The 11,806-nt window shown below is 41.0% G+C and carries 15 protein-coding genes and 1 pseudogene; 1 reads left to right on the plus strand and 15 read right to left on the minus strand.

Translation table 11 applies throughout. The features are described 5' to 3' along the window. Positions 1 to 33: 33 nt before the first annotated feature. The 12 genes from K364_RS0122055 to K364_RS27685 form a co-directional block, all read right to left on the minus strand. The gene (locus tag K364_RS0122055) at positions 34 to 435 is read right to left on the minus strand and encodes a F0F1 ATP synthase subunit epsilon (RefSeq protein ID WP_028309794.1); all 402 of its coding nucleotides are present in this window, start codon (positions 433 to 435) and stop codon (positions 34 to 36) included. 17 nt (positions 436 to 452) lie between these two features. After that, positions 453 to 1,871, minus strand: coding sequence for a F0F1 ATP synthase subunit beta (atpD, locus tag K364_RS0122060; protein ID WP_028309795.1), 1,419 nt, complete (start codon positions 1,869 to 1,871; stop codon positions 453 to 455). A 21-nt stretch (positions 1,872 to 1,892) separates the two neighbouring features. Then, positions 1,893 to 2,750 carry an ATP synthase F1 subunit gamma gene (gene atpG, locus K364_RS0122065; protein WP_028309796.1) on the minus strand — a complete coding sequence of 286 codons (858 nt, stop codon included), beginning with the start codon at positions 2,748 to 2,750 and terminating at the stop codon, positions 1,893 to 1,895. A 158-nt stretch (positions 2,751 to 2,908) separates the two neighbouring features. Beyond that, positions 2,909 to 4,417 (minus strand): F0F1 ATP synthase subunit alpha, encoded by a 1,509-nt coding sequence (gene atpA, locus K364_RS0122070; RefSeq protein WP_028309797.1) that lies wholly within the window; start codon positions 4,415 to 4,417, stop codon positions 2,909 to 2,911. An 11-nt stretch (positions 4,418 to 4,428) separates the two neighbouring features. Further along, positions 4,429 to 4,983, minus strand: a complete 555-nt coding sequence (locus tag K364_RS0122075; RefSeq protein WP_028309798.1) for a F0F1 ATP synthase subunit delta — start codon at positions 4,981 to 4,983, stop codon at positions 4,429 to 4,431. After that, positions 4,980 to 5,465, minus strand: coding sequence for a F0F1 ATP synthase subunit B (gene atpF, locus K364_RS0122080; protein ID WP_028309799.1), 486 nt, complete (start codon positions 5,463 to 5,465; stop codon positions 4,980 to 4,982). The genes K364_RS0122075 and atpF overlap by 4 nt, the downstream gene beginning before the upstream one ends. A gap of 112 nt (positions 5,466 to 5,577) precedes the next feature. After that, positions 5,578 to 5,802, minus strand: coding sequence for an ATP synthase F0 subunit C (gene atpE, locus K364_RS0122085; RefSeq protein WP_028309800.1), 225 nt, complete (start codon positions 5,800 to 5,802; stop codon positions 5,578 to 5,580). A 53-nt stretch (positions 5,803 to 5,855) separates the two neighbouring features. After that, entirely contained in the window at positions 5,856 to 6,548 is a 693-nt protein-coding gene (atpB, locus tag K364_RS25290; RefSeq protein ID WP_051534329.1) for a F0F1 ATP synthase subunit A, read from the minus strand. A gap of 275 nt (positions 6,549 to 6,823) precedes the next feature. Continuing rightward, positions 6,824 to 7,201 (minus strand): ATP synthase subunit I, encoded by a 378-nt coding sequence (locus tag K364_RS0122095; protein ID WP_028309801.1) that lies wholly within the window; start codon positions 7,199 to 7,201, stop codon positions 6,824 to 6,826. Further along, positions 7,201 to 7,482, minus strand: coding sequence for an AtpZ/AtpI family protein (locus K364_RS25295; protein ID WP_035270714.1), 282 nt, complete (start codon positions 7,480 to 7,482; stop codon positions 7,201 to 7,203). The genes K364_RS0122095 and K364_RS25295 overlap by 1 nt, the downstream gene beginning before the upstream one ends. 289 nt (positions 7,483 to 7,771) lie before the next feature. Then, positions 7,772 to 8,878, minus strand: coding sequence for a non-hydrolyzing UDP-N-acetylglucosamine 2-epimerase (wecB, locus tag K364_RS0122105; protein ID WP_028309802.1), 1,107 nt, complete (start codon positions 8,876 to 8,878; stop codon positions 7,772 to 7,774). A 274-nt stretch (positions 8,879 to 9,152) separates the two neighbouring features. Beyond that, positions 9,153 to 9,893, minus strand: a complete 741-nt coding sequence (locus K364_RS27685; protein ID WP_035270716.1) for a nucleoside triphosphate pyrophosphohydrolase family protein — start codon at positions 9,891 to 9,893, stop codon at positions 9,153 to 9,155. A gap of 181 nt (positions 9,894 to 10,074) precedes the next feature. On the opposite strand from K364_RS27685, the gene K364_RS0122115 reads away from it, so the two are divergent. Then, positions 10,075 to 10,338 (plus strand): hypothetical protein, encoded by a 264-nt coding sequence (locus K364_RS0122115; protein WP_028309804.1) that lies wholly within the window; start codon positions 10,075 to 10,077, stop codon positions 10,336 to 10,338. A 175-nt stretch (positions 10,339 to 10,513) separates the two neighbouring features. Here K364_RS0122115 and K364_RS28040 read toward each other — a convergent pair. The 3 genes and pseudogenes from K364_RS28040 to K364_RS25305 form a co-directional block, all read right to left on the minus strand. Then, positions 10,514 to 10,612, minus strand: a pseudogene (locus tag K364_RS28040) (MarR family transcriptional regulator); the annotation flags it as partial. An 18-nt stretch (positions 10,613 to 10,630) separates the two neighbouring features. Next, entirely contained in the window at positions 10,631 to 10,855 is a 225-nt protein-coding gene (locus tag K364_RS26900; RefSeq protein ID WP_028309805.1) for a MoaD/ThiS family protein, read from the minus strand. A gap of 147 nt (positions 10,856 to 11,002) precedes the next feature. Then, positions 11,003 to 11,665: a transposase gene (locus tag K364_RS25305; RefSeq protein ID WP_340622523.1), complete on the minus strand. Its 663-nt coding sequence runs from the start codon at positions 11,663 to 11,665 to the stop codon at positions 11,003 to 11,005. Positions 11,666 to 11,806: the final 141 nt, after the last annotated feature.

The raw sequence follows: 11,806 nt of genomic DNA on the forward strand, positions 1-11,806 counted from the left end.
CCTTCTTAAATGTGAGTACAAATTTTGTTAAAATTACCGTAACCTAGCTGCCTGCATTCGGGCCATGGCCCTGCGCAAGGCCAGCTCGGCACGCAGTGTGTCTATGCCATCTTTTCTTTTGAGCCTTTCTCTGGCCCTTTCTTCGGCACGTTTTGCCCGCTCCATGTCTATTTCAAAAGCACATTCAGCAGCGTCAGCCATTATGGAAACCTTGTTATTGCTGACCTCCATGAAGCCGCCGCATACTGCTGCATATTCCTCTTTTCCATCACCCTTGTATTTTAAAACTCCCACTCCCAGGGATGTTACCAGAGGAGCGTGATTTACCAGGATACCCAGGTATCCGGTTGATGCCGGAACAATTACTGAATCCACCTCAACACTGAGCACCTTACGTGCCGGAGTGACAACTTCCATGATAAATTTCTTTGTCATGATATATCAACGCCCTTCTATTCCAGTTCTTTTGCCTTTTCAATGGCTTCCTCAATGGTACCCACCATATAAAAGGCCTGCTCAGGCAGATTATCATGCTTTCCTTCAACAATTTCTTTAAAGCCCTTGATGCTTTCCTTTAATGGAACGTATTTTCCTGACATGCCGGTGAACTGTTCTGCAACGAAAAATGGCTGTGACAAGAATCTCTGAATTTTACGCGCCCTGGCAACAATAAGTTTATCTTCTTCAGATAATTCGTCCATACCAAGGATGGCAATAATGTCCTGAAGCTCCTTATACTTCTGCAGCACCTTCTGAACACTTCTTGCAACTGCATAGTGCTCATCACCAATAATCCTTGGGTCAAGGATTCTAGATGTGGAATCCAGTGGATCCACAGCTGGGTAGATACCCAATTCTGAAATAGCACGTGAAAGAACCGTAGTTGCATCCAGGTGAGCAAAGGCTGTGGCTGGAGCAGGGTCAGTCAAGTCATCAGCAGGTACGTAGATAGCCTGTACTGATGTAATTGAGCCCTTCTTTGTGGAAGTGATTCTTTCCTGCAGCTGTCCCATTTCAGTTGCCAGGGTTGGCTGGTAACCAACAGCTGAGGGCATCCTGCCTAAAAGTGCAGACACCTCGGACCCTGCCTGGGTGAAACGGAATATATTGTCTATAAATAATAATACGTCCTGTCCCTGGGCATCACGAAAATACTCTGCCATGGTCAAACCGGTTAGACCAACACGGAGACGGGCTCCAGGAGGTTCATTCATCTGACCAAACACCATGGCCGTTTTGTCAATAACTCCTGATTCCTTCATTTCAAGGTATAGGTCGTTACCTTCTCTAGTTCTTTCGCCAACACCGGCAAATACTGAGTATCCACCATGTTCGTATGCAATGTTACGGATTAGCTCCATGATAAGAACTGTTTTGCCAACACCAGCACCACCAAAGAGACCAATTTTACCACCCTTGGCGTAAGGTGCCAGCAGGTCAACAACCTTTATACCGGTTTCCAGGATTTCTGTTGAAGGCTCCAAATCCTCAAAGTTCGGCGCAGGACGGTGAATTGGCAGGTAGTTGTCCACTACTACCTCTTCTTTGCCGTCAATGGGCTTTCCTAGAACGTTGAACATCCTTCCAAGAACCTCATCACCTACAGCTACCTTAATAGGCTCACCGGTATCTACAGCTACCATTCCTCTTTGCAGGCCGTCTGTGGAGGAAAGGGCAACACAGCGGACACTATTATTTCCAAGGTGCTGCATGGCTTCCATTGTAATATCAATTTCAAAATCCAAGCCTGTATCTTCAGTTTGGTCCTTTGATAATATCTTTACAGCGTTGTATATCTCAGGAAGGTTTCCCTCAGAAAACTGAACGTCAACTACAGGACCAATTACCTGTACAATTTTTCCCTGGTTCATAGTATGGTCCTCCTTTCGCAACTATTGTAATGCAGCAGCACCACCAACAATTTCTGAAATCTCCTTGGTAATTGCTGCTTGTCTTGCCCTGTTATATGACAAGACCAGCTTATCTATCAATTCACCCGCATTGTCTGTAGCACTGCCCATTGCTGTCATCCTTGCACCATGTTCACTGGCCTTGGCCTCCAATAGTGCCCTGAAGACATTTATTTCTACAGAACGAGGTAAAAGAGTTCCTAAAACTTCGTCCGAATTTGGCTCATAGATGTACTCAATCTGCTGCTCCTTTTCCTCCTTGTTTGCTTCTGAGCCGATAGGCAGCAGAGGAATCATTTTGGGCTTGTAACTAATGGCTGATCCAAACTCTGTAAAGACCAAGTAGAGCTTTTTAAACTCCTTGGTGTTAAACATTTTAATTATTTCTCTTGCCAGTTCTCTACCCTGAATATAGTCAGGAAGGTCACCAAGATCTACATAGTATTCTCTGATATTGTACTTGCGGCGCGCAAAGAAATCCCTGGCCTTTCTGCCAACACAGATTACTGACACATCCTCGCCAATTGCATCCATTTTATCCTTGGCAAAGCGAAGAATGTTCTGGTTGTATCCGCCGCACAATCCCCTATCAGCACTAATTACCACAAAGCCTATCTTTCCTTCGGTCCTTTCCTCCAACAATGGGTGGGAAAAGGAGTTCTGGGCTGATGATAATCTCCCCATAACCTCAGAAAGCTTGTTGCTGTAAGGCCTGGCTGCAATAACAGATGCTTGTGCCTTTCTAAGCTTAGCAGCAGCAACCATTTTCATAGCCCTGGTAATCTGCTGGGTACTTTTTACACTTCGAATGCGCCGCTTTATATCCCGCATCCCTGCCATGGGTTACTCACCACCTTTTACAGAATACAGAATACAGGAAACAGGAGCCAGAATAGATCATATGCAATCCCCTGCTTTCAAATTCTGAATTCTAACTTCTGACTTCTGACTTCTGATTTCTGATTTCTGATTTCTGACTTCTGATTTCTGATTTCTGACTACTGTTTGAATATTTCTTTGAATTCCTTGATAACACCTACTAATGCTTCTTCATTGTCTTTCTCCAGCTTGCCTGTTTCTATTATATTCTTGAGGATCTCAGGTCGGCTGTTTTTGAGATAGGACAGGAATTCTGCCTCAAATTTTTTTACTTCACTTACAGCTATATCGTCCAGGTGACCATTAACAGCTACATATACAGCAACAACCTGGTCTTGTACAGCCATGGGTGAATACTGGTCCTGCTTGAGGAGTTCCATCATTCTTTCACCCCTGGCAAGACGTGCTTGAGTCGCTTTGTCCAGATCAGATCCAAATTGGGCAAAGGCTGCAAGCTCTCTATACTGGGCCAGGTCAAGACGCAGCCTGCCGGCTACCTGCTTCATGGCTTTAATCTGTGCCGCACCACCAACCCTGGATACTGAAATACCCACGTTAATAGCCGGGCGGAAGCCTGCATAGAAAAGGTCTGACTCAAGGAATATCTGACCATCTGTAATTGAGATAACGTTTGTTGGAATATATGCTGACACGTCTCCAGCCTGGGTTTCAATAATTGGCAGTGCAGTTAAAGAACCACCACCATACTCCTTACTCAATCTTGCTGCCCTCTCTAACAGACGAGAATGCAGATAGAAAACATCCCCCGGATAAGCTTCCCTGCCGGGAGGTCTTCTCAGCAACAGGGATAGTTCTCTATATGCGGCAGCCTGCTTTGAAAGGTCATCATATATAACAAGTACATCCTTGCCCTGCCACATGAACTCCTCACCCATTGCACAGCCTGAATATGGTGCAATATACAGCATTGGTGCAGGCTCACTGGCTGCGGCAGAAACAACTATTGTATAATCCATTGCTCCTGTTTCTTCAAGCTTCTGAACAACACCGGCCACAGTTGATGCCTTCTGGCCTATGGCTACATAGATACAAATAACCCCCTGGCCCTTTTGGTTAATTATTGTATCAACAGCAACGGCTGTTTTACCGGTCTGACGGTCTCCAATTATTAGCTCCCTCTGGCCCCTGCCAATGGGAACCATGGAGTCTATTGATTTTAAACCTGTCTGTAACGGCGTGTTAACCGGCTGGCGATAAATAACACCAGGCGCTACAACCTCAATTGGTCTGGTCTTGTCAGTTTCAATTGGGCCCTTGCCGTCAATGGGCTGACCAAGTGCATTAACAACTCTGCCTATCATGGCATCTCCTACCGGAACGTCCATGATACGACCGGTTCTTTTAACCTGGTCTCCCTCTTTAATTTCAGTATATGGTCCTAGAATAACACAACCAATGTTATCTTCTTCTAGGTTAAGAACCATTCCAGCTATCCCGCCGGGAAACTCCAAAAGCTCACCGGCCATAGCCTTTTCCAAGCCGTATATCCTTGCAATACCGTCACCAACCTGAATAACAGTTCCTACGTCAGATACATCAACCTGGGCCTGGAAATTTTCAATCTGGTTTTTTAAAATTGAACTTATTTCATCGGGTCTAATGCTCAATTTCCTCACCCCTATTCCTGTTCAAAACTGGCGTTCTTGAGATGTTTTTCAAGCATATTTAACTTTGTGGAAATACTACCATCAATTATCCTATCCCCAATTCTTACAACTAATCCGCCAATAAGTTTTTCATCAATTGTCACTTCTAGTAAAATGTTCCTGCCTGTAGTTTTTACAAGGCTTTCCCGGAGCTTTTCAAGCTGATCAGATGAGAGCTCTACGGCAGATTTCACCTGGACCTTTACTATTCCCCTTGCTTCATTAGCCAGGTTTAAGAATTGGCTGACAATCTGTTTTAAAGCCACTTCTCTTCTTTTGTGCACTATTAACAATAGAAAATTCATTGCTGTTGGAGATATTCTGTTTGAATAAACCTTGCGAAAAATCTCCTGCTTTATTTCCGCACTCATGAGCTGATGCTCTACTACCTTTTTAAGCTCATGGCTTTCTTCTATAACCTGCATGACATCAGTTAGTTCCCTTTCGAGCTGATCCAGCATGTTTTTTTCCGAAGCCAAATCAAAGAGAGCCTGACCATATCTTTTTGCTACGGCTAAATTGCTCATTGAACCTCGCCTACCTCATTAATATAGTCTTGAACCAACTCTTCGTGCTGCTTTGGATCTAACTGCTTGTTGATAACTTTACCTGCAGCCATAACTGCCAGGACGGCTGCTTCCTTGCGGATTTGTTCCAATGCCTTTGCTTTTTCCCCCTGTATTTCTCTTTTAGCCTTTTCAAGGGTTTTTGCAGCTTCTTCCTGTGCCTCTTTGATGATTTCTTCTCTAGTTTGCACTCCAACCTTGTTGGCTCTTTCTATAATTGCCTGTGCCTCTTTTTTGGCTTCACTCATCTGCTGCTGGTACTTATCAAGCAGCTCCTGAGCATCCTTTTGGGCAGCAGCAGCTCGAGCAAGAGACGATTCAATTCGTTCTTCTCTTTCCTGCAGGATTTTGCCAACAGGGCCAAACAGTAAAAGCTTTAATACATATATGACGACACCAACGTTAATAGCCGTTAACACCACTGTCCAAAAATCAAAATGCACTGGAGGTTACCCCCTCTCTTGCCTAAATAGTAGGTGGGCGAATGCTGCCATCACTTTTGATTGACCTCCATTCGCCCTAAATTTGTTATTAATCCTTAGAGGTGAAATACACTTAAATTTTAGTCCACATTAGTATAGCGATAACGAAAGCGAATAATGTTAAAGCTTCCATAAATGCCAATGCAATCAAAAGTGTTGTTCTAATCTCACCTGCAGCTTCTGGCTGACGAGCAATACCCTCCATAGCACCAGCAGTAGCTTTACCCTGTCCAAGAGCTGAACCTAGAGCAGCCAAACCAATTGCAATTGCAACACCTAAAAATGCTAAAGCTTCCATTGATATTTCCCTCCTTTCAAGTGATTAGAAAAATAGTTTTAACCCCAAGCTTTTTAGTGCCCTTTAATAGAAGTTGTTAGATAGGTTACAGTTAATAAGGTAAACACAAAGGCTTGAACCACACCCATGAGCACACCTAACAGCATTACAGGGACTGGAATCAATACAGGCAGCAGTAAAAACAAAATTGTTACAACTACCTTCTCACCAAACATGTTGCCAAATAAACGCAGAGATAATGATACCGGTTTTACAGCCTCTTCAATAACATTTAAGGGCAGCATTACTGGAAATGGTTCAGCAAAATGGTGTAAATACCCCTTTAACCCATTATTTAATAGTCCGATAATGTTAACTGTGATAATCGTTGTTATTGCCAGTCCGAAGGTAGTACTTAAATCAGTGGTTGGAGGCATAAGACCTGGAATAAACCACAGTAAGTTCATTGTTAATATGAAAAGAAATAGTGTTCCAACAAGGGGTGTATATCTACGACCCTTTTTGCCCAGATTTGTTTCCAGCAGACTCTGGAAAAATTCTACCATAAGCTCTGCAATGACTTGCTTTTTGCCTTCCGGCTTGGATTTTAATCCTCTGGTTATCCAAAAAATAAGGCCAAAAAGCACCAGCATTGCTATCCACTGGTTGATGATTGTGGTATCAACTGATACAGGTCCTATATTAAAAACATGCTCTGGCGTCATCTTTTCCATAATTTTTGACAGGGCTTTTGCTTTTTGTTCCATTAATCTCCTCACCCCTTTCAAATAAGATTTGCACAACCCTGATTCAATTAAAAAAACAAACCAACAATTTAAATTCAATATTTTGCAAAAACTTTCCTGCTGTAAAACAATAAAATAGTACAATATTGCTTTAAATTTGCAATCATTACTATTATACCTAGTTATATTCAAAAGGCCTAGTGGTCATACCAATAAAAACTGCATGCAAATTAATACATACTAAAACACAATTATAGTTATTATTACATATAATAGATAGAATTTCAAAGGAATTGTCACTGATATTTTTTACCTGTCAGTATGTTTAATACATCAAAAGTATAAGTAAATAAATGTAGAAACAGACCAAGCATAACTCCAAAAAGAAAGCCAATTCCCACCTGTACCGCAGCCACCAAGGCTATGATTGAGATGACCATGCGTATTAGTGATCGTCCCAACAACATCTTGTTTGCTTCCTTGTTTGCTAGTTCCCTTTGAACTGCGTCCCACATCATCCAGTAATTGAAAACTCCCAGGGGTGTTGCAGCTAATACCCCAGCAGCTACCCCTATTTGCCCAAATATATATGTTAGCGTTGAAATGGTTACTGCCAGGATCAGAATAAGCCTCAGCTTCTTATCCTTGTAAAAAGCTACAGCGCTTTGATTCACTATTTATCATCCTTTGTATCATCTTTGCCATTTTCTTTTGAGTGGCCCTTTCTTTCCATGTCACCCAACACTAAAATTTCTTTTATGAAGCCGTAAAAACTAAATCCTATACCAACTAGTATGCCAAAAATCATAAGCCATGGGTCCGTTCCCAGCCTTGCATCTAATCTGCTGCCCAGGAAGTATCCCACAAAGCTCCAAAACGCAAAGTTTATGCCAAGAGATATGGCTATTTGGCCAAGACGAAGATTTTTCAGGGTAGTGCCTGTTTTTTTTACCATTAAATTAATCAAACTCTCTTTTCATGAAATTATTCACCTTATCATAATTTAAAATTATGATAATAATAAGTGAATACTATCACACAGTTATATTCGCGCTAATTCTACATGATTCCTGCATGATTTTTTTATAACATTTTTCTCTTTCTGGTAAATTCCTATGGTGAATGAAGTATTTCCTGTATTAAGGAAGCATATGCGTTAAGTAATAATGCATATTAATGCATATTAATGAATGTTAATGACATTCATGAGTATTCATGAGTTTATGGTTATTTATGTGTATTTATCAGGCAAAATGCCTCTTGATTGCATCTATGATCCTGCCGCTGGCTTTACCATCGCCATAGGGATTGACAGCATGAGCCATTTCTCTATATGCCAGGTGGTTTTCTAAAAGCTCTGCCCCTACCTGGTACAACTTGTCCCTGGCTGTTCCAACCATTTTTACTGTTCCTGCCTCTACAGCTTCTGGTCTTTCCGTTGTTTCTCTTAACACTAATACAGGCTTACCCAGGGAGGGAGCTTCCTCCTGCATGCCTCCTGAATCAGTAAGCACCAGATAGCTTCTATTCATAAGGGTAACAAAGGGCAAATAATCCAGGGGCTCAATAAGATGAATCCGCTCAGTATTAGCTAATACTTCATTTGCCAGTTGGGATACCCTGGGGTTTTTATGTACCGGGAATATAAGCTCCGTATCTGGAAAATCTCTAACCAGCTCTCTTGCTGCCAAAAAAATGTTTCCAAGGGGCTCTCCCCAGTTTTCCCTTCTGTGGGCAGTAAGGAGGAGGATTCGTTTACTCCAATCAACACCGGGAAGTAATGTTTCCAGGGGATAGTCCTTTGCAGCAGTTTCCAAAAGGGCATCAATTACAGTATTTCCAGTAACAATAATTTTCTCTCTTGGAATATTTTCCTTCAACAGATTATCCATTGAGGTTTGGGTTGGAGCAAAATGCAGATCAGTTATTGCTCCTGTAAGTCTTCTGTTCATTTCTTCCGGGTAGGGAGAATACTTGTTAAAGGTTCTCAGGCCTGCTTCAACATGACCTACTGCTGCCTGCTGGTAAAATGCTGCTAATGCTGAAGAAAATGTAGTTGTGGTGTCGCCATGGACAAGAACCATATGGGGCTTTTCCTTCTGGATGATTTCCTCCAGGCCGGACAGTACCCTTACTGTAACCCCTGTAAGGGTTTGTCCCTGCTGCATTATGTCCAGATCATAGTCAGGGCTTATGTCAAACAGCTCTAAAACCTGGTCCAGCATCTGTCTGTGCTGGGCAGTAACTACTACCTTGCTCAGGATATCAGACTCCTTGGAGAGCTTTTTTACCAGGGGTGCCATTTTGATTGCCTCCGGCCTGGTCCCAAAAATACTTATGACTTTAAGCATATATTATCTTCATCCTTTTCTATATGTAATGGAGGTAGTTGTATATTCTATAGGGTGAGCATTCTTGTCTTATTGAATGCATATTCTTCAGGCATTAATTTGCTGCCTGGTCAATTACATCTATTTTACCATATTTGGTCAAAAGTACTATAATAAAAAAGAGCTCCTCTAAGGTATTCTTTCAAAGGTAGCTCTTTGACAGTTTTGTTAATCCTCTTGCCTTATCTCCTCATACCACAGGGTATGGTGCTCTCTAGCAAATTCTTATCCTTGTTCATGAACAATAACCCTTTGCTTTAAGCTTTTCCAGGTGCTTGATCAGGATAGCGTCCATGTCCACATTATATTTTTCCTCTAGGATATACAGCATGGTAAAGCAGCATTGGGCTATATCTAAAAGCTCCAGGATGCTGTCCTTGAGCAGCTTGCTTATATCTGCCTCCATGTCCCTTTCACCACTTTTACCGGAATTTTTTCCCAGGACCTGGGTAAGTTCACCTATTTCCTCCTGGATTTTACATACAGTTTTCAACAGGGTTACCTGGGGAATGTCAAGTCTTGGAAGATTAAGATACTTGTATTGGCCATTGGATTGGACGTAGTATCTTATGTTAGGGTTGTAAGGATAGCCTTTTTTTCTAAGCTTGTCCAGATGGATACCAATCATTTCTCCAGGGTCAATGCCATAGGTGTCCTCCAGGACGAAAATCATGGTTACACAGGTCTGGGCAACATCTAATAATTCCTCTGCAACAGGAATGAGCAGTCTGGTTTTATTATGATTATTGCTTGAAGCGTTATTGCTCGAAGCCGCAGCATGATCTGATATATTTGATGCAGCTGATATATTTGATACGTTTGATATATTATCTGAAATAGACCCATCTAGAAATGTTAAAACAGCCCGAGCAAGTTCTCCGGATTCTTCCATAATCTTTAGCAAAGTTGAATCCATGGTGGGGGTTAGCAGGCCCAAGCGGGGTAACTTAATAACCTTTTCATCTTGATTTGACAATATCAAAAGCCTCCCTGGTTACTTCTTTTGTGCTTTAGCTTAGATACTTTCCACACATACTCTAAAAGTCCTGCCTAAAAGGATATTGACAGATAGCAAACGCCAGTACGCAATAAGTTGTAATTTCTGTAAATTTAATGTAATATACTATTTAAGATAATTATAATCTAGGTAAGCATAAATGATAGAAACAACCATAAACGCACAGACCAAGACCTTTTTGTCCGAGGCTGAACTAGCCAAATTAATATCAAACAAAGTTTTTAGCAGTAAATACATGGTACAAATATATAATTTTTTCTCGGATGTTCCTACTCAAGATATAGATTTATTTATAACTGTGTATAAAATATCAGATAGAGTTCTAAAGGATTATTATGAGACATATATAAAACACATCTATCCCAATTCCGAGCTGGAGGAGCTGGTTTATTATGCAGAATGATTCATGAAAAAAACTCCTTACGGAAGCCTACCATATACTTAATAGAGCTGGCATCCCAGAATCAGAGTGGACCTTTGGCGGTGGAACCGCTTTAATGATTTACTTTAAAAAAGGGCTTAGATTATTAAAATCCAGAGCCCTTTTTAAAGCATGTGATTCTTCTAACATAATTAAATTACGGCAAAGAATAAAAACATCTTTTAGGAGACGCAATCTTTCCTTCTTTCTTTAAAACCTGGATTGCTTTGTCCACTTCCTTTTTATCTAAACCTGCTTTTATAAACAAGTTGTTTTAGCCCCCGCCAACAGGCGGGAAGAGAACTAAAGTGTCTCCTTCCTTTAAAACATCATGTAGTTCTGAAGAACTGCCATTTATCATGGCAATAGACACATCATCCGGTTTTATCTGGAGCTTGTTTGCCACATCTAAAACCGTGGAACCCTCAGGAAACTCCATTGTTTCCACTGCAAAGCGACCTTCTCTAAAGGTAGCAAAAAGCTTAACCTTAATTTTCACAAACATCACCCCTTTTAACAACCAGCGGGACGGTTCTTCTGGTTGGTTTTTTGTGTTTTTTGTTTTCAGTTTTCATACGTCCACTAAAGCCTTTTTGCGGACTTAGTTTCAAATGTTTTTTGTAACTAGACTGTATTGTATAGCTTATTATGCTTTATTTATTATATATCTACCAATTCCGGTTATTCTGGAGATTTGCCTAATAGTTATTCCATCCATAGACTTGATTTTTCTTAGTGCTTCATTACGTTTCTTTTGATCCATATTTTTAATAGAAGTTGCTGGTACAATATTTAACATGGCCTCAATTATCATTTCCACTTCTTTATCCGGCAGGTCTTTTTGCTCTTCATCATCTAAACATTTGTCTGTATTAGGCTCGCTCATATATGCATTAAAGCGTTCAATAGAGACTTCGTCCCTAATATCAAGCAAGTCAAAGATAAGCTCTGTATCCACAAGATCCAGAGGATAGGATTTTTCACCTAGATAGTTTTTGAAACTGCTCCACTTATAATCATTGATACTATTAACTATTTTAGCTTTAACCGGGTTCTGATGAATGTATCGGAGTACTGTTAAAAGATACGTGTCGTCCTCGACTTCTTCGCTTTTATAGCGATCCTGGAAAAGATGACCGACCCTACCATGCTTTCGGTTGTACCACTGGACATAGGCCACACCTATTCGTTTCATGACTCTCCCAATATTGTTTTCCCCTTCCTGCATCAACAAATGTACATGATTGCTCATCAAGCAGTATCCAAGTAGTTTGTATGGGTCAATTAACTTAACATTTTTTAGAATCAGGACTTATGCAGTTGATGGAAAATAACACCAAAGCATAATCCAAAAATATTTTCAAAATGCAACCAGATAATCCCAAAAACACTTGACAATTGCAAAATGTCCCCATAATCGAAATGGATGGTATTATTTACCATACCCTAA

The sequence above is a fragment of the Desulfitibacter alkalitolerans DSM 16504 genome, from assembly GCF_000620305.1.
In the GTDB taxonomy this organism is placed as follows: Bacteria; Bacillota; DSM-16504; order Desulfitibacterales; family Desulfitibacteraceae; genus Desulfitibacter; species Desulfitibacter alkalitolerans.